This window comes from Pseudooceanicola nitratireducens, from assembly GCF_900109195.1.
Taxonomy (GTDB): domain Bacteria; phylum Pseudomonadota; class Alphaproteobacteria; order Rhodobacterales; family Rhodobacteraceae; genus Pseudooceanicola; species Pseudooceanicola nitratireducens.
Map to the genome: position 1 here is coordinate 17,188 of NZ_FNZG01000004.1, position 18,284 is coordinate 35,471.

15 protein-coding genes are annotated in these 18,284 nt (G+C 64.8%); 8 read left to right on the plus strand and 7 right to left on the minus strand.

What is annotated here, in order from left to right:
• The first annotated feature begins 155 nt into the window (after window positions 1–155).
• From BMX99_RS14720 to BMX99_RS14735, 4 genes are all read left to right on the plus strand, one after another.
• Window positions 156–422 carry a hypothetical protein gene (locus BMX99_RS14720; protein ID WP_093453431.1) on the plus strand — a complete coding sequence of 89 codons (267 nt, stop codon included), beginning with the start codon at window positions 156–158 and terminating at the stop codon, window positions 420–422.
• 173 nt (window positions 423–595) lie between these two features.
• Entirely contained in the window at window positions 596–1,537 is a 942-nt protein-coding gene (fabD, locus tag BMX99_RS14725) for an ACP S-malonyltransferase (RefSeq protein WP_093453434.1), read from the plus strand.
• Window positions 1,538–1,613: 76 nt separating this feature from the next.
• Window positions 1,614–2,351 carry a 3-oxoacyl-[acyl-carrier-protein] reductase gene (gene fabG, locus BMX99_RS14730; RefSeq protein ID WP_093453437.1) on the plus strand — a complete coding sequence of 246 codons (738 nt, stop codon included), beginning with the start codon at window positions 1,614–1,616 and terminating at the stop codon, window positions 2,349–2,351.
• Window positions 2,351–3,253 carry a DMT family transporter gene (locus tag BMX99_RS14735; protein WP_093453440.1) on the plus strand — a complete coding sequence of 301 codons (903 nt, stop codon included), beginning with the start codon at window positions 2,351–2,353 and terminating at the stop codon, window positions 3,251–3,253. Before fabG ends, BMX99_RS14735 begins: the two co-directional genes overlap by 1 nt.
• A 25-nt stretch (window positions 3,254–3,278) precedes the next feature.
• Here BMX99_RS14735 and BMX99_RS14740 read toward each other — a convergent pair whose 3' ends face one another.
• Window positions 3,279–6,836 (minus strand): efflux RND transporter permease subunit, encoded by a 3,558-nt coding sequence (locus BMX99_RS14740; protein ID WP_093453442.1) that lies wholly within the window; start codon window positions 6,834–6,836, stop codon window positions 3,279–3,281.
• Window positions 6,833–8,131: an efflux RND transporter periplasmic adaptor subunit gene (locus BMX99_RS14745; RefSeq protein ID WP_093453445.1), complete on the minus strand. Its 1,299-nt coding sequence runs from the start codon at window positions 8,129–8,131 to the stop codon at window positions 6,833–6,835. Before BMX99_RS14745 ends, BMX99_RS14740 begins: the two co-directional genes overlap by 4 nt.
• A gap of 283 nt (window positions 8,132–8,414) precedes the next feature.
• On the opposite strand from BMX99_RS14745, the gene BMX99_RS14750 reads away from it, so the two are divergent.
• The 3 genes from BMX99_RS14750 to der all read left to right on the plus strand — a co-directional run bounded on the left by BMX99_RS14750 (window position 8,415) and on the right by der (window position 12,123).
• Window positions 8,415–9,074, plus strand: a complete 660-nt coding sequence (locus BMX99_RS14750; RefSeq protein ID WP_093453447.1) for a hypothetical protein — start codon at window positions 8,415–8,417, stop codon at window positions 9,072–9,074.
• Window positions 9,075–9,193: 119 nt separating this feature from the next.
• Window positions 9,194–10,570 (plus strand): PQQ-binding-like beta-propeller repeat protein, encoded by a 1,377-nt coding sequence (locus tag BMX99_RS14755; RefSeq protein WP_093453450.1) that lies wholly within the window; start codon window positions 9,194–9,196, stop codon window positions 10,568–10,570.
• Window positions 10,571–10,635: 65 nt separating this feature from the next.
• A complete protein-coding gene (gene der / locus BMX99_RS14760) occupies window positions 10,636–12,123 on the plus strand; it encodes a ribosome biogenesis GTPase Der (RefSeq protein ID WP_093453453.1) in 1,488 nt (495 codons plus the stop codon).
• 35 nt (window positions 12,124–12,158) lie between these two features.
• Here der and BMX99_RS14765 read toward each other — a convergent pair whose 3' ends face one another.
• Window positions 12,159–12,941 carry a hypothetical protein gene (locus BMX99_RS14765; protein ID WP_322788144.1) on the minus strand — a complete coding sequence of 261 codons (783 nt, stop codon included), beginning with the start codon at window positions 12,939–12,941 and terminating at the stop codon, window positions 12,159–12,161.
• A 277-nt stretch (window positions 12,942–13,218) separates the two neighbouring features.
• Between BMX99_RS14765 and BMX99_RS14770 the strand changes: the two genes are divergently transcribed.
• Window positions 13,219–13,464, plus strand: a complete 246-nt coding sequence (locus BMX99_RS14770) for a hypothetical protein (protein WP_093453455.1) — start codon at window positions 13,219–13,221, stop codon at window positions 13,462–13,464.
• A gap of 203 nt (window positions 13,465–13,667) precedes the next feature.
• On the opposite strand, the gene serS is transcribed toward BMX99_RS14770, so the two are convergent.
• From serS to BMX99_RS14790, 4 genes are all read right to left on the minus strand, one after another.
• Window positions 13,668–14,957 carry a serine--tRNA ligase gene (gene serS, locus BMX99_RS14775; protein WP_093453458.1) on the minus strand — a complete coding sequence of 430 codons (1,290 nt, stop codon included), beginning with the start codon at window positions 14,955–14,957 and terminating at the stop codon, window positions 13,668–13,670.
• A gap of 51 nt (window positions 14,958–15,008) precedes the next feature.
• Entirely contained in the window at window positions 15,009–15,854 is an 846-nt protein-coding gene (locus BMX99_RS14780; RefSeq protein WP_093453461.1) for a metallophosphoesterase family protein, read from the minus strand.
• Complete coding sequence (locus tag BMX99_RS14785; protein ID WP_170848759.1) at window positions 15,851–16,849, minus strand: diacylglycerol/lipid kinase family protein; 999 nt, start codon at window positions 16,847–16,849, stop codon at window positions 15,851–15,853. Before BMX99_RS14785 ends, BMX99_RS14780 begins: the two co-directional genes overlap by 4 nt.
• Before the next feature lie 191 nt (window positions 16,850–17,040).
• Window positions 17,041–18,156: a PRC-barrel domain-containing protein gene (locus BMX99_RS14790; RefSeq protein ID WP_093453466.1), complete on the minus strand. Its 1,116-nt coding sequence runs from the start codon at window positions 18,154–18,156 to the stop codon at window positions 17,041–17,043.
• Window positions 18,157–18,284: the final 128 nt, after the last annotated feature.

Here is an 18,284-nt window from a genome sequence, read left to right on the forward strand (position 1 = left end):
GCGATAGCGATTGCTGCAATGCGGCACTTGCCCGTATAGCGTGTTTTCAAAAAGGAAAATGCCACAATCGCGCCACATTTCGCCTATTGATTGTAGGCAGGGACGGAAATGCCCCCGCGGCACGGAAACGCCGTGACGACCAAGAAAGCGAGCAGATGACTTTAAGACTACAGACGGTTCCGGCAGGCGCAGGGCGCATCTATGCCCCGCGGTACCAACAACCGCTGCGACAGACCGCTGATGCCGAGGCACAGCACCGCGGCTTCGCCCGCATCACCTTTTCCTACGTTCTGATGGCCCTGATGGGCATCGTGACGCTGCCCTTCTGGGGCAAGATCGCCTGTGCGGCTTTCCTGATGACCTATGTGGTCCGGATTGCGCTGCGCTGCATCACCATTCGGCCGACCAACGTCTTCGGCTGATCCTTCGGGGATGGTCCGGGCCTCTCTCGCCCGTTAAGGATCATGCCCCGGGATCTTCTTCGTCATGTCATGTGACACCCTCAGGCCGCTTCGCATTGCCATGCGTGGCGGCTTTGTCTATTCCGGGCGGGACTATTGAACAAAGGCCCAGGGCGGCCAAGAGGGGGCATATCATGGCACGCGCGTTCGTTTTTCCCGGTCAGGGGGCTCAGACCATCGGCATGGGCAAGGCCCTGGCCGAGGCCTATCCGGCCGCGAAAGCCGTCTTTGACGAGGTGGACGAGGCCCTGGGCGAAAGCCTGTCGTCGCTGATCTGGGAAGGTGAGCAGGACAGGCTGACCCTGACCCAGAACGCCCAGCCTGCGCTGATGGCGACCTCGCTTGCTGCTTTCCGCGCGCTGGAGGCCGAGGGCGTGTCGATTACGGCGGCCGATTTCGTGGCGGGCCATTCGCTCGGGGAATATTCCGCGCTGGCCGCCGCGGGCACGCTGAGCATCGCGGACGCTGCACGCCTGCTGCGCACCCGTGGCCAGGCGATGCAACAGGCGGTTCCGGTCGGTGTCGGTGCCATGGCCGCGCTGCTGGGGCTGGACTTCGAAGCCGCCACCGCCGTCGCCGAGGAAGCCGCCCAGGGCGAGGTCTGCCAGGCCGCCAACGACAATGACCCCGGGCAGGTCGTGGTTTCGGGCCACAAGGCCGCCGTGGAACGTGCTGTCGAGATCGCCAAGGAAAAAGGCGCGAAGCGTGCGGTTCTGCTGCCTGTCTCTGCTCCGTTCCATTGTGCGCTGATGGCCCCGGCGGCCGACGTGATGGCCGAGGCGCTGGAAAAGGTCGAGATGAAGGCCCCGGCCGTGCCGCTGGTCGCCAATGTGCGGGCCGAGGCGGTGACGGATGCCGCCACGATCCGTGCGCTGCTGGTTGAACAGGTCACCGGGTCGGTGCGCTGGCGCGAAAGCGTCGGCTACATGGCGGCGCAGGGCGTCACCGAGGTCTGGGAAATCGGCGCGGGCAAGGCGCTGGCCGGGATGATCCGCCGGATCGAACGGTCGATCACCTGTCGCGCCGTTGGCACGCCCGAGGATGTGACCGCCGCCGTGGAAAGCCTTCAGGGCTGAACCAGGACCCGACGGGCCGGGATACGGCACCGTCGGGCCGTTTTTGAGTATTTAGAGCAAGATGATGGGGAACGGGATGTTCGATCTGACAGGGAAAACCGCGCTGGTCACCGGCGCATCCGGGGGTATCGGCGGGGCGATTGCCAAGGCGCTCTATGACGCGGGCGCGACCGTGGGGCTTTCGGGCACGCGGGTCGAGCCGCTGGAGGCGCTGGCCGCCGAGCTGGGAGAGCGCGCCCATGTTCTGCCCTGCAACCTGAGCGATGCCGAGGCCGTCGAGGCGCTGCCCAAGCAGGCCATCGAGGCCGTGGGCGGGCTGGATATCCTGGTCAACAATGCGGGCATCACCAAGGATCAGATCTTCATGCGCATGTCGGATGAGGATTGGGCGAAGGTGATCGAGGTCAACCTGACCTCGACCATGCGGCTGTGCCGCGCGGTGATGCGGCCGATGATGAAGTCCAGATGGGGGCGGATCGTCAATATCTCGTCCATCGTGGGGGCGACGGGCAACCCCGGCCAGGTGAACTATGCCGCGTCCAAGGCCGGCATGGTCGGCATGACCAAGTCGATCGCCTATGAGGTCGCGTCGCGCGGGATCACGGCAAACTGCGTCGCGCCCGGTTTCATCGCCACGGCGATGACCGACAAGCTGACGGATGAGCAGAAGGGCAAGATCAACGCGCAGATCCCGGCATCCCGCATGGGCACGCCCGAGGAAATCGCGGCGGCCGTCCTGTACCTGGCCTCGCCCGAGGCGGGCTATGTGACCGGCGCCACGCTGCATGTGAACGGCGGCATGGCGATGCTCTGATGCGGCCGGAATGGGTCCTTGCGGGGGTTACCTTCATCTGGGGGGGAACCTTCCTGGCGGTTCAGACGGCCCTGACCTGGTCAGGGCCGTTGTTCTTCGTGGGCCTGCGCTTTGCGGTGGCCGCGGGGATCATGGCGCTGTTGGCGGGGCGGCGGCTGCGTGGGCTGACGGCGGCCGAGCTTTGGGCAGGCGGCTGGATCGGCCTGGCGATTGCCGGGGGCTATGGGCTTCAGACCATCGGACTTGAGACCATTCCGTCATCGAAATCCGCCTTTATCACCGCGCTTTACGTGCCGCTGGTGCCGGTGCTGCAATGGATCGTGCTGGGCCGTCCGCCGGGGCGTCTGACCTGGATAGGCGTGGTCTTTGCCACCATCGGGTTGATGCTGATCGCGGGGCCCGAGGCCGGGGGGATTGGCTTTTCCTTCGGAGAGCTGATCACCATCATCTCGGTCCTGGCCATCGCGGCCGAGGTGGTTCTGATTTCGCGCTTTGCGCTGACGGTGGATGCGGCGCGGGTGACGGTGGTGCAGCTGGCCGTGGCCTCGGCCCTGTGTTTCGCCGCCATGGGTGCGGCCGGGGAAGCCGTGCCCGTCTGGGACTGGCGCATCCTGTGGTTCGCGCTTGGGCTGGGTCTGGCCAGCGCGGTGATCCAGCTGGCAATGAACTGGGCGCAGAAAAGCGTCTCGGCCACGCGGTCGACGCTGATCTACGCGGGGGAACCGGTCTGGGCCGCCATCATCGGCCGCATCGCCGGAGAGATCCTGCCCCTGACCGCGCTGATCGGGGGTGTCTTCGTGGTGCTGGGCATGGTGGTGGGCGAATGGCCCGCGCGGCGTCGGCCCGGGAAGTTATCCGAAGGCCCGGCCGCGCAGGAAGTCCGCGACCGGATCCCGGAATAGACGCCACCCGGGCGGTGCTGCGCGCCTATTCGGCGGCGCGCAGGTCTGCGGGTTTTGCATCATCCTCGATCGGCCAGATCAGTTCGGGCACCTTGGTGCGCCGCGCCGCGCGGCGCAGCGCCCAGTCCTGCGCCGCGCGAGAGGCCGAGCCGAGGGACAGCCGTGCCAGAAGCCGGGCCACCCAGGTGACATAGGTCCAGAACCAGACCCGCAGCGCCAGCAGCGAGGGCGTGACCACAAGCGTCAGCACCGTCGCCACGCCCAGGCCGAAGACCACCGCCGTGGCCAGCTGTTTCCACCACAGGGCCGTCGGGCTGTCGATGGAATAGCCGCCCTGGAAGAAGTCGAGGCTAAGCCCGAACATCATCGGGGCCAGGCCCGCCATGGTGGTGATCGTGGTCAGAAGCACGGGGCGGATGCGATCCTCGGCCGTGCGGATGATCGCCTCGATCCGGGGCATGTAGCGGGAATATTCCTGGAAGGTGTCGATGAGAACGATGTTGTTGTTCACCACGATCCCGGCCAGCGCGACGATCCCCGTGCCGGTCATGATGATCGAGAACGTCTGATCCATCACCAGCATGCCGATCAGAACGCCGGTGGTGGACAGGACCACCGCCAGCAGCACCAGCACCGAATTGTAGATCGAATTGAACTGCGCCAGCAGGATGATGAACATCAGACCCAGGGCGGCGCCGAAGGCCTGGCCCAGGAAGGCCGAGGATTCCTCTTGATCGGCCATGTCGCCCGTCCATTCATAGGTGATGCCCGCGGGCAGGGCACCGTCGTCCAGCCAGGCGGTCAGCGTCTCGATCCGTTCGTTGGCGGTGATCGGCACGGTGGTTGTCGTGCCATCCTCGGCCGTTACGGTCTTGGTCAGTCCCTCGCCCACGGCGGCCTTGACGTCGAAGAATCGCTTTTGGTCGATGCGGTCGATCTTGGCCAGTTTTGCCACCGGTTTCCAGGTGATGAAGTTCGACAGCGGCACCAACCCGTCGGTGGTGCGGACCTTGAGCGTCGAGAGGGTGGACAGCACGCGGTCTTCCTCGGGCAGGCGCACGCGGATCTCGATTTCCTCGTCGGAACTGTCGACGCGCATGGTGTCCAGCAGCAGCCCGCGGGTGACCAGCTGAACCATGGCGCCCACGGTGGCCACGTCGGCACCGAAGCGGCCGGCCTTTTCCACGTCGACGTCGATCTGCATGTCAAAGCCGGGCAGGGGCAGCGTGTCCTCGACCAGGCGCAGGCCCTCGGTCATCTCGAACTTTTCGCGGACCATCGCGGTGGTGGCGCGCAGCTGGTCCAGGTCGTCGCCCATGATCCGCAGGTGCACGGGCTTGGCCGAGGCGGGGCCCATGTTGGGCGACAGGACCTCGACCTTGATGCCGGGCACGTCCTTGATGGCTTCGGTCAGTTCCGCGACCACCAGGTCGCCGTCCAGGTCGGGCCGGTCCTTGCGGTCCTCCCACGGGATGATCTCAAGCTGAACCTGGCCGATGGTGTCCAGGGGCGGCTGCGCGCCGCCGGTGTTCGAATTCAGCCCGCCGTCACCCGCGAAGGCAAAAGCGTTCATCACGCCGGGGTGCTGCAGTACGATATCCTCGACCTCGCGGACCAGGGCGTCCTTTTGGGACAGGCTGAGGTTGCCGCGGGCGCGGACGTAGACGATGACCTGTTCGGGTTCGGATTCGACGAAGAATTCGGTGCCCTTGTTGTTGGCCCCGTAGGTCTGGAACGTCCCCATGACGAAGGCAACAACCAGGGCGACGACCACCAGCGGCATGATCGGATTGGCGGTCAGCGCCTTGATGAAGATGCCAAAGGGCGTGCGGCGGGTGCCGGCGCGGATCTTCGGTTTGCGCCAGTGGATGCGCGCGGCCCCCATGGTGACGGATGTGGCAAAGGCCCCAAGGCAGAACAGCACCGCGCCGGGCAGCATGGCCCCAAAGCCCGAGGCCCCGGTATTGCCGGTCAGATAGGCCGGGTTGATCGTCTGCATCGCGCCCAGGAATACAAGGTAGAGCGAGACCAGCACCAGCACCGCCCGCAGCGCCCAGGGGGTCCGGCGTTCCAGCACTTCCGACATACGGCCAAGCGCACGGGAGAACCGGCCCGTGACGCCGCCCATGACCGGCAGATATACCAGCGCCACGACCAGAGAGGCCGAGAGCACGAAGATCAGGGTGACCGGCAGCATGCCCATGAATTCGCCCGGAACGCCCGGCCAGAAAAGCATGGGCAGGAAGGCGCAAAGCGTCGTCGCGGTCGACGACACCACAGGCCAGAACATGCGCTGCGCGGCCTCGACATAGGCGTGCATCGGGCCAGAGCCTTCGGAAATGCGTTTGTCGGCGTATTCCACCACCACGATGGCCCCGTCGACCAGCATGCCGACGGCAAGGATCAGGCCGAACATGACGATGTTGGAAATCGTCACCCCCATGATCCCCAGAAGCACGAAACACAAAAGGAACGAGGTCGGGATGGCGAAGCCGACCAGCAGCGCAGGCCGGGGGCCGAGCGCGGCCAGCACGACGATCATCACCAGCGCGATCGCGGTCAGCACGGACCCTTCCAGCTGCGATACCATTGACCCCACGACGCGGCTTTGATCGTTCGAGGTGCCGACATTGACGGCGGCCTTCAGCTCCTCGGGCCAGTTTTCCTGTTCGCGGGCCACGACACGCTTCACCTCTTCTGCGGTGTCGATGATGTTGAAGCCCTTGCGCTTGACCACCTGCAGGGCGGTGGTGTTTTCGCCGTTGAAGCGGGCAGTGCCGGCGCGATCTTCGAAGGTCAGGCGGATCTCGGCCAGTTCGCCCAGGGTGACGACGCGGTCGCCATTGCGTTTGACGGGCAGGGAATAGATGTCCTGCGGGCCGTCGAAGGACCCGGGGATCTTGATGGCGAAGGCGCCATTCTCGGTCTCGATCTCGCCGGCGGCGATCAGCTGGTTGTTGTTGACCACCACGTTGATCAGTTCGGCCGCAGTGACGTTGTAGCTTTCCAGCCGCAGGGGATCGATGACCACCTCGACCATCTCGTCGCGGTTGCCGGCGATCCCGGCTTCCAGAACGGAATCAATGCCTTCCACGGCTTCCTGAAGGTTCTTGATGACCTTTGCCATGGTGCGTTCGGGCACCTGTCCGGTGAGGTTCACGATGATGATCGGGAATTCGGAGAAGTTGATTTCCGTGATCGTGTATTTCTCGGCCCCTTCGGGGAAATTCGCCTCGGCCGTGGACATGGCTTCGCGGACGTCGGCCATGACCTGGCTCTTGTCCCAGCCGAATTCGAACTCCAGCGCGACACCGGCATAGCCCTCGGCGGCGGTGGCGGTCATCTTCTTCAGACCGTCCAGGTCCTGAAGCTCGGCCTCCATCGGTTTGACCAGCAGGGTTTCACTGTCGACGGCCGAGATGCCGGGAAATTGCAGCGACACGAAAAGCGCCGGGATCTCGATGTCCGGCTCGCCTTCCTTGGGCAGGTTCACATAGGCCAGGGTGCCCGCCGTGAGGGACAGCAGGATGAAGGCCAGAACCATGCGGGCCCGTTCAGCGGCCCAGTCGACGATACCGATCATTGCTGGGCGTCCTGCTCACGGGGTTTCACCGGCACGCCGTCGACCACGTAATCCTGTCCGATGACGATGATCTGCGCCTCATCCGGGGGGCCGCTGATCCAGACGCCGTCCTTGGTGTCGCGCAGGATCGTGATGGGCGAAAAGCGGGCCATGTTGTCGCTATCCACGATCGAGACACCCAGATCGCCATCGTCGTTCAGGGTCAGCGCGGATTGGGGCACGAAATGCGCCTGCACGCCGTCGGCGGCGATGGCGATTTCGGCGGTCTGGCCGTCGCGGATCGCAAGATCGGCGTTCGGAACCTCGATTTCCACGCGGAAGGTGCGGGTCTGGGGATCGGCGGCGCGCGACAGGAAGGTCACGCGACCCATGATGTCGTTGCCGCCGGTGGCCAGGCGCGCCCCGGCGCGGGCCCCGGTTTCGACGCGGTTGACCTCGGTCTCGGGGATGAAGCCGACCAGCTTGATCGGGTCCAGTTGGATGATCGTGGCGCAGGTGCCACCGTTTTGCAGCAGCGAGCCGATTTCGGCGGTGTCATTTTCCAGGAGGCCACCGAAGGGCGCGTGGATCTTGGTGCGTTCCAGGTCGCGCCGGGCCGAGGCCACCGCCGCCTCGGCCGAGCGGATGGCGGCCTGGGCGGTTGACAGCCCGCTTTCGGCCTGGGCCAGCGTCGCCTCGGCGGCGCGCACGGTGGCCTCGGATGAGGCGACGCGGGTGTCAGACGCGAACCCGGTGGCCGAAAGCTTTTGCGCGGCGTTCTGGTTGATCTCGGCCTCGGTCACGCGGGCCTTGGCTTCGGTCACGCGGGCTTCGGCCGTGGGGACCGATGCCATGGCTTCGGCCAGCCGAGCCTCGGCCTCGGCCAGAAGGTCCTGACGGGTGCCGGGGTCGATTTCGCACAGCACGTCACCCTGTTCCACGCGCGCGCCCTTGCGGATCGGGTCCGAGACCACGGTGCCGGCGGTTTCGGCACGCAGATCGACCTGGCGGTCGGCCTCGGTCTGGCCACGAATGATCACGGCGCTGTCGATTTCACGGGCCTGGGACAGAATGGTCACCACACCGACCGGGCGCAACGCAGGGGTCGTATCGCCGGACGGGGCAGCGTCGGTGGCGGTTTCAACCTCGGGTTCGACCGCGGCGGTGCGGGTGTCTTCGGCCCCCTCGGCGGCGCCGCCGGAAAATCCGCCCAGCCCTTCGCCACGGGCGAAGGCCAGAATGGCTTCGCGTTCAATGATGATGCCATAAAGAAAGGCGGATACCAGAATTGCACTGATAATGGGGATAATGCGCATGACCCTGTTGTCCCGATCTGAAGTCGTTCGCAGGTTAAACCTGTTTGCTCCGACGTAGCGACGCGTGGTCATATTACAAGCTGCACGGAGCCTTTGGCTGAACTGTATAGTTCAGAGATACATTTCTGCAATGCCGCAATCCGTCGCGCCAAAGTGGCATCGGCACGTGCGGGCGCGCCGATCATTGGCCGATCATTGGCGGGCAAGCGCTTGGGAAGACAGCACCCTTGGCACGCCGGAAGGGACAGGTTAAGACGGGCCGACCGGGATAAGGGAGCCTGTCTTGAGCCAGTCGGATTCATTCATCGACGAAGTGACCGAAGAGGTCCGCCGCGACAAATTGTTCGCCACCATGAAACGCTACGGCTGGATCGCGATCCTGGCGGTGATTGCCATCGTTGGCGGTGCCACCTGGTACGAATTCAATCGTTCCCAGCAAGAGGCCCAGGCCGAAGCCTATGGCGATGCTCTTCTGGCCGCGCTGGAACAGGGTGCGCCCGCCGAACGCGCCACCGCGCTTGATTCCGTCGACGCCCAGGGGCCCGAGGCCCGCGCCGTGGCGGATCTGCTGCGCGCCGCCGAACTGGCCGTGGCCTCGGACACCCAGGCCGCCGTCGATCTGTTGACCCGCGTGTCGCAGACCCCGGACCTGCCGCCGATCTACCGGGCAATGGCGCAATACCGCGCCCTGGCCCTGCAAAGTGATCTGAGCGCGCAGGAGCGCCGCGACGGTTACGAGGAACTGGCCGGGCCGGGTGGACCGCTGCGTCTGCTGGCGCTGGAACAGATCGCCGTGACCTATGCCGAGGAAGGCAACCGCCTTGAGGCGCTGGAACGGCTGAACAGCCTGCTGGACGAAGCCGGTGCGACACCGGACTTGCTTCGCCGGGTTTCTCAGTTGATTGTGTCCCTGGGTGGCATTCCGGGCGAGGCGGCCCAGTAACGGGCAGAGACGGCCGGATCAGAAATCAGGCCGGACAAATAGTCTGGCCAGACATCGGGCCAATATTCAGGCGGCCGGAAACAGGCGCGCCACAAGGGAAGAAACGTGGGGGCACGGGTATGATCATTTCGCGCATCGGGCAAAGTGCCAAGGCACGTCGGGCCAGCACGCCGGGTGGATTTGCCATGAACGCGGCGCTGATCTGTGGTCTGGGGTTCCTGGCCGCCTGCGGCGATCCCGACACGATCCTGCCCGGCAAACGGGAATCGGTCGACGCGGTGCTAAGCGGGGCAGACCAACTGGCCGAGCCCGAGCTGGTGAACCGGTCCGAACCGGTATCGCTGCCCACGGTCAGCACCAATGCCAACTGGCTGCAACGCGCTGGCACCCCCGCCACGCGGGTCGAGAATGCCGCGCTGTCGGCCAGCCCCGGCCTGATCTGGTCGGCCAATATCGGGGCCGGTGACGCGCGCAAGGCGCGGATCACCGCGGATCCGGTCGTGGCCGATGGCCGGGTCTTTGCGCTGGACAGTTCCGCCAAGGTGACGGCCGTCACCACCGGCGGCGCTGCAGTCTGGACGCGGGATCTGACCCCTCCGGGTGACAATGCGGGTGATGCAACGGGCGGTGGCCTGGCCTTCGGTGCGGGCAAGCTGTTCGTGTCCACCGGCTTTGGTCTGCTGACCACGCTGGATCCGGCGACGGGCGCGATCCTGTGGGAACAGGACCTGGACGCCACCGGGACGGGCACGCCTACCGTGGCGGGCGATCTGGTCTATATCGTGTCCGGTGACGCGACCGCCTGGGCGATCGACGTGAATTCGGGCCGGATCAAGTGGCAGATGGCTGCGACACCCAACCGGAACAACCTGATCGGCGGACCGGCCCCGGCCGTGACCGGCGACACCGTGATCTTCGCCCATTCCTCGGGCGAGGTTCAGGCCGTCAGCCGCACGGGCGGCGTTCAGACCTGGGGCGCGCTGGTTGCGGGCCGCCGTCCGAACTTTGCCAAATCGGTCGTGGGCGACATTTCGGGCGATCCGGTCGTGTCCGGCGGGCGCGTCTATGTCGGCGTGCAATCCGGGGCCACCGTGGCGCTGGACGAAGCCACCGGCCAACAGCTGTGGTCCGTGCAAGAGGGCGCGATGTCCCCGGTCTGGGTCGCGGGCAACGCGGTCTTCCTTGTGTCCGACCTGAACGAGGTCGTGCGCGTTTCGGCCGAGACCGGCGAACGGGTCTGGGCGACAACGCTGCCGCTGTTCGTCAAAGAACGACCCCGCCGGCTGCGGTCGGTCTATGCGCATTACGGTCCGATCCTTGCGGGCAACCGTCTGGTCGTGGCCTCCTCGGATGGGGCGCTGCGGATGATCGACCCGGCCTCGGGCGAGATCACGGGGCAGGTGGAAATTCCCGGCGGCGCGTCCTCGAACCCGGTGGTTGCGGGCGGTGTGCTTTACGTCGTCAACACGCGCGGACAATTGCTGGCTTTCCGTTGATCCCGAATTGGGGTATCGGGGCGGCTTCGCGTCCTCTTTGACGCCCAGAAAGACGGAAAGACGTTATGTCGTTTACTCTTGCCATTGTCGGACGGCCCAATGTGGGCAAGTCGACGCTGTTCAACCGGCTTGTCGGGAAAAAGCTGGCGCTGGTCGATGACCAGCCCGGCGTGACCCGTGACCTGCGCGAAGGCGATGCACGGCTGGGGCACCTGCGCTTTACCGTCATCGACACCGCCGGTCTGGAAGAGGCCACGGACGAAAGCCTTCAGGGCCGGATGCGCAAGCTGACCGAACGCGCCGTGGACATGGCCGATGTCTGCCTGTTCGTCATGGATGCCCGCGCCGGTGTGACGCCCGCCGATCACGTCTTTGCCGAGATCCTGCGCAAACGATCCGCCCAAGTGATCCTGGCCGCCAACAAGGCCGAAGGCCGCGCCGGTGAGGCCGGTCTGTTCGAGGCCTATGAGCTGGGCCTGGGCGAACCGCTGCGCCTGTCCGCCGAACACGGTGAGGGCATGAGCGAACTTGCCGCCGTGCTGGAGCCGATCTCCGAACAATTCGCCGAACGCGAAAAGCTGGCTGCGCGCGCGATGGAAGACGCCGGTCTGACGCCGCTGACCGATCTCGACGTGGACGAGGAACCGGAAGAGGACGAAAGCTGGCGCCCCTCGGACAAGCGCCCCTTGCAGGTCGCCGTGGTCGGCCGCCCCAATGCGGGCAAGTCGACGCTGATCAACAAGATCATCAAGGAAGACCGTCTTCTGACCGGACCCGAAGCCGGGATCACCCGTGATTCCATCTCGCTCCGCGTCGACTGGGACGGGCTGCCGATGCGGATCTTCGACACCGCCGGGATGCGCAAGAAGGCCAAGGTTCAGGACAAGCTGGAAAAGCTGTCGGTTTCGGACGGGCTGCGCGCCGTGAAATTCGCCGAGGTGGTCGTGGTGCTTCTGGATGCCGCGATTCCGTTCGAACAGCAGGATCTGCGGATCGCCGATCTGGCCGAACGCGAAGGCCGCGCCGTGGTCGTTGCGGTGAACAAATGGGACCTGGAAGACGAAAAACAGGCCAAGCTGAAGGACCTGCGCGAAAGCTTCGAACGGCTGCTGCCGCAGCTGCGTGGCGCGCCGCTGGTCACGGTCTCGGCCAAGACGGGGCGTGGTCTGGACCGTCTGCACAAGGCGATCATTTCCGCGCACGAGGTCTGGAACCGCCGGATTTCCACCGCGAAACTGAACCGCTGGCTGATTGCCATGCTGGAACAGCACCCGCCGCCGGCCCCCGGGGGCAAACGGATCCGCCTGCGTTACATGACCCAGGCCAAGACGCGCCCGCCGGCTTTCGTGGTGATGTGTTCGCACCCGGACCTGATGCCGGACAGCTATACGCGGTACCTGGTGAACGGGTTGCGGGCGGACTTTGACATGCCGGGCACGCCGATCCGGCTGTACATGCGGTCTCAGTCCGACAAGAACCCCTATAAGGGCCGAAAGAAATCCACGCCCTCGCGGTTGCGCAAGCACCTGGGGAAGGGAAAGCCGGGGCAGTAATTCTGCCTCTTTCGTTTCCCGTCTTTGATTGGCCTTCAGACCGGCGGTTCGGGCCGGAAGCGGTGGCGCAGGATCACCGGCACGGCCAGCAGAACGATGCCAAGGGCGGGCAGGGCGATCATCAGCGGGCGGCCCATGTCCATGTTGGCCGCGATCACCCCGATCAGTGCCCAGGCCACCGGGATCAGGTATTCCGGCGCGGGCAGGACGCGCAGCACATAGCTGGCCAGCGCCAGCGCCACGATCAGCAGCGCCGCGTGGATGGGCAGCACGGGTGTCGCGCCGTACCCGGTCAACAACACCGCCGTCGCGACGCAAGAGGCCGCCGTCAGCCAGCCCGCGTAAAGGGCAACCGGCACCCGCAGCCACCAGCGGTCGAAGAAGGGCGTGCGCAACAGCGCCCAGATCGCCGTGCCCCACATGATCCAGATCAGCACCGTCGCCCAGAGCGGAGAGAGGTTGGCCACCGGGATCCAGGCAGCCCCGACCACCAGCGATGCGATCAGGGGCCAACGCACAAGGTCCCAGGCCGGATCGTCATCGCGCCTTAGCAGGCCATAGACCCCCGAGGCGATGAGCCAGAGGTAGATCACCCCCCAGATCGAAAAAGCCCATCCGGCCGGCTGGATCGGCGGGTCGACCTGCGGCACCGGGAATTGGTCGGGTGAGAATCCGTTGAAGCCCGTCGTCGTGAAGGGCGACAGGGCAAAGGCGAGGGCGGCGGTGAGGGTGAGAATCGCTTTGAGCTTGGTCATGTAATCACTACGCGCGAGGGGCTGGATCGGTTTCATCGCGCCCGGCCGCTTGTGCGATTTCATGCGCGGGTTTCTGCGCCGGGCCGGGATCTGTGCAAACGGGCGGGAACCCGCAAATCCCTTCGGCGCCTTTGCGCCTGAGGGCGGGATTCCGGGCATCGGGCCACGGGTAAACTAGGCGAAAAACAGCGCGGGACATCCGAAAACAGGCGCAAGTCTGCCAGAAGTGCGATTCCGATTTTCGGCGTGGTTTCAGGGGCTTGTGGCGGCTCATTCCCGGTGCCACATCTTCACCAACGGCGCAGACAGCCGTTCATGAAACCCAACTAAAGGACCTATCATGACCAATAAACTGACCCGCTTTGGTATCGTTGCAATCGCTCTTCTGGCGACGCCCGCCCTGGCGGAAACCATGGTCGAAGATACCGATGGCAATGGCACCTTCTCGATGGAAGAAGTCGCCGTGGCCTACCCCGAGCTGACCGATGAGCTGTTTTCGCAGATCGACACCGACGCAAGCGGTGACGTGTCCCAGGACGAACTGACCGCCGCCGTCGAAGCCGGCGTGCTGGTCACCCAGGGCTGATCTGAGGATCACGGATAGACGGGCCGGGTCCACGACCTGGTATCAGACCCCGGAACGGGGCCCGCGCCTGTCTTTCGAAGGGGCCGCATCCACATCCCGGGTGTGGTCCCTTTTCTGTTATGACCCATGCCCCGACCTGGGCCGTGGGGATACGAAAAAGGGGCCGTCACCGGCCCCTTCGTTAATGTCGCTGTAACGCGGTATCAGACCAGCTGACCTTCGGCGGTCAGGGTGGTCTTGCCGCCCAGCCAGGGGTGCAGCGCCTCGGGCAGTTTGACCGACCCGTCCGCCTGCTGGCCATTTTCCAGCACGGCGATCAGCGTCCGACCGACGGCAAGGCCCGAGCCGTTGAGCGTATGCACGAACTCGGGCTTGCCGCCACCGGGGCGGTAGCGGGCGTTCATGCGCCGCGCCTGGTAGTCGTCGCAGACGGAACAGGACGAAATCTCGCGATAGGTGTTCTGACCGGGCAGCCAGACCTCGATATCATGGGTGCGGCGTGCGCCGGCACCCATGTCACCGGTGCACAGGACCACGGTGCGGAAGGCCAGGCCCAGCTTGCGCAGGATGCCCTCGGCGCAGTCGGTCATGCGGTCCAGCTCGGCGCGGCTGTCCTCGGGTTTGGTGATCGACACCATCTCGACCTTTTCGAACTGGTGCTGGCGCAGCATGCCGCTGGTGTCCCGGCCCGCGCTGCCGGCCTCGGACCGGAAACACTGGGTGTGGGCCACGAAGCGGCGGGGCAGGTAGCTTTCCTCGATGATCGTGTCGTTGACGATATTCGTCAGCGTCACCTCGGCGGTCGGCACCAGCCACCAGCCTTCACGGGTCTGATAGCTGTCTTCGCCAAACTTCGGCAGTTGGCCGGTGCCATACATCATCTCTTCCTTGACGAGGACCGGGGTCCAGGTCTCGGTCAGGCCGTTTTCGGTGGTGTGGGTGTCCAGCATGAACTGCGCGAGCGCGCGGTGGATGCGGGCAACACCAGCCGAGAGCACGACGAACCGCGAACCCGACAGTTTCGCGGCGGTTTCAAAGTCCATGCCCTGCTTGACGGCGGGAAGTTCGAAGTGTTCCAGCGGCTGGAAGTCGAACTCCGGCGGGGTGCCGTGGGTGCGAAGCTCGACATTGTCGGCTTCATCCGTGCCATCGGGCGTGTCGTCATAGGGCAGGTTGGGCAGTTCAGCCAATCGCTTTTGCAAAAGAGCATCTAGAAGTTTTGCTTCGCTTTGTAAGTCATTTACTTCTTTTTTCTTGGCACTGACGATAGTTCTAAGCCGAAGGAATTCCGCTTCGTTGCCATTCGCTTTTGCTTTCCCGATTTCACGGGAAGCAGCGTTCTGATCCGCCTGCGCGGTTTCGGCGGTGTGGATGCAGGCGCGGCGCTTTTCGTCCAGCGCGAGGATCTCGGGCGTCACCGGGGACAGGCCGCGCCGGGACAGAGCCTTGTCGAAAGCGTCAGGATTTTCACGGATGGCGCGGATGTCGTGCATGGTATGGACCCGGATTCGATTGTCTACGTGCCGCTGCTTATGGCGGATTTTTCACGCCAACAAAACCGGGTCTCTGGGGGGATGTGCCCTTGGGGCCGTCCAGCCTTCGGCCCCGCGCTGAAAGCGGTGGCAGGTCAGGGCGTGAAATGTGGCGTCATCCTCGGCGACATAGCGGGTGATGGTCACTTCGCCTTCGGTTTCGGCGCTGCCGATGTCGATCAGGGCAAAGTCGTTCGGTTCCCCCCTTTGGCGGGTCGACAGGCCGGTGCCGCAGTGGATCTGAAGGATCGGCGGGGCGTTCGGGCCGGGCGGTTCGACCACGCGCCAGCGGTGCAGGTGGCCGGACAGGATGATGTCGGCCCCGGCCTCGGCAAGGCGGGTCAGGCCCCATTCGGCATTCACCATCTCGCGCTTGCGGCTGCCCTTGGGCAGTTCAAACGGATGATGCGCGACGATCACGTTCAGACGGCTGGCGGGGCCGGTGGTGCAATGACCAACCGCTTCGCGGATCTCACGCCGGGTGGCCCAGCCGGTCTGCCAGCGCCAGGGCGACATGGTGTTGATGCCGATCAGGGCCAGGTCCGGCGACATCCAGGCCGGCGACAGATCGGGCGAGATATGTTTGCGATAGTTGGAAAACGGCCGGAAGAACCGCCGGAACGGGCGATGCACCGGCAGATCGTGGTTGCCCGGCACGCAAAGCACCGGGGCCTCGATATGATCGATAAAGGTGCGGGCGGCGCGAAACTGGCTGGCGCGGGCGCGCTGAGTCAGGTCGCCAGAGATGGCTACGACATCGGGGGCCAGGTCGTTCAGCGCCGCCAGCAGCGGGCGCATCAGTTCCGGCCGGTCGCGCCCGAAGTGCAGGTCTGAGATGTGGATCAGGCGTGTGCTCATGCGGCGTCGGTCGTGGTTTCGCTTTGCTTGCCCAAGGGCGTTATGACCTGGATGATGTCGCTGTGCAGGCAGAAACGGAAGGGGCCCTTCATGGTCTCTTTCTCGCCGTCCCGGGCGATCAGGCGGCTTTTCTGCCGGGTCGAGATGGTGACCGAGCGGCCGGTGACCAGCTCCATGTCCCGGCCAAGGCGGGCGGTCCGTCCTGCCAGGCGCAGGGCCGACAGGATCATGCGGTAACGTCCGGTATCGGGAGAGACGAAGACGGCGAACTGGTGGTCACGGATCGCGTCGGCCCCGGGCAGGTCGAATTGTTCCAGCTGGTAGGCCGAGTTCGCGATGAAGGCGAGCGGTGACTTGCGGCGGATCTGCTGGCCGTCGACGTCGATCTTCAGCGACAGCGGGCGGCCAAGGGTCATCAGCGCGCGCACCACAGACCAATAGGCCGCAACGCGCGACCGGCCAAACCGGCGGTAGATGTCTTCGCGCTGGTCAAGGATCGCGGGATAGGCCCCGAGCGACGCGTTGTTCAGAAAGACCTGACCGTTGATGTCGCCAATGGCCAGCGGGCGGGGCGCGCCGGTCAGGGCAACGCGGGTCGCCTCCGCCGGATCATCCAGCGGCAGGTCAAGGGATCGTGCGACATAGTTGAATGTTCCCAAGGGGATGATGGCCAGATGGGGGATGGCCTGACCGTCTTGGTGCGCCTGAAATAGGGCCGAGCTCACCGCCCCGATTGTGCCGTCACCTCCGGCGGCGACCAGCGTGTCGAAATCGTCCTCAATGGCCTGGCGCGCGATGGCGACCGGATCGGCACCGTCTTCGACCACGCGCAGGTCGTAGCGGCCGGGGGCGCGGGACAGTTCATCCTGGATGGTGTCGAACAGCGCCTTGTCGCGGCGGCCGGACCCGGGATTGGCAATGACACAGACCGATCGGTCCAGCGCGACCCGGTCTTCTGTGACCGGGGCCGATTGCGCGTTTTGGGCGGGGATCATGTTCATCTTGGACCTTGCGTCATGGGTGTCACCCGTCAACGCGCGGCCCTGCGGGTTGTTCCGAAACGCCCCCGCACAGGCGTCAGGGCAGGCGTCAAGGCGGTCGTGCAAAAACTCATGGTCAACAAACAGGTGCGCAAAAGAAAAGGGCCGCTTGCGCGACCCTTTCCCCTTGGAAATCGAGGGCAGGATTATTTGCCTTCGAACTCGGGCATGGCTTCCAGCTCTTCTTCAGCCATGGCGGTGTAGATGCGGACATCGTCGCCACCGTCCTGACGCAGGATCTGCAGGTCGGTCAGCTTCAGGGCAACCGGCTTTTCACCAATCCCCAGGAAACCGCCAACGTCGATGATCGCGTCGGTGATCTGGCCTTCTTCGGTGACGATCAGTTCCGAGATCTCACCAACCCACTTGTCCTGAGCGTCATAGACGCGGGCACCGTCCAGGTTCTCGGCGGTCAGGTAGTCCTGCTCAACCGGGGTCCCGGGGAAGGGGGCCATGTCAGAGTCGTTGGCCATCTCAGCGGTTTCGCGCTGCATTTCGTTGGTTTCTTCATTGATTTCCGCCGCGGCGATGTCGGCCGTGTTTTCAATGGCTTCACCGGTGTTTTCAGCTGCGTCTGCAACGTCTTCACCCGCTTCGTCGGCAGCAGCGGCCATGTCGTCGCCCGCTTCTTCCATCTCGGCGTTTGCCTTGTCGGCAGCGGCTGCGATGTCGTCACCGGCTTCGTCCAGTGCCGCTTCGGTGTTGTCGACGGCCGTTGCGGTTGCTGCGGCAACGTCGTCACCGGCTTCTTCAATCGATGCCTCGGCCGAGGCGGTCGCTTCGGCTGCGTCCTTCTCCATCTCGTTGATGTCGGCTGCGGCCTGGTCTTCCATGTCACCGGCGGTGAATTCCGGTGCGTCCTGCAGGGTCGCCGGGTCGGCGTTCAGCACAAGGAAGAAGTCCTCGGCGTCGTCGGTCGAGCTGTCCGAGACGAATTTCACCTGGTCCAGCGACACGCCAACCTGACGTTCACCCAGACCCAGGAAGCCGCCGATGTCGACCAGCACGGTTTCGATCTGGCCCGAGCGGTTCATGATCACATCGTTGATCTCGCCGATGTCTTCCCATTCGGTGCCGGCACCTTCGGATTCGGTGACGTCGCCGGTTTCAGCAGCATAAACGCGCATGCCGATGAAATCGGAGGCGTGGATCTGTTCGGCTGCAGCTTCGGTGGTAAAGCCCGCATGAGCGGCCGTTTCGGCCATGGCGGTGCCGGCGGTGCCAGCAGCGATAAGTGCGGTGGTCAGCAGAAGATTTTTCATTTTGAAGTCTCTCTCTGAATTGGTGGTGCGGTCGGTGCCGCTGTCATGGGCGGACAACACGGGCTTGTGACCGGCGGTTCCCGCCCAATGAAAAAATCTTGTAACTTGCTGAGGATTCGGGTTTTTCT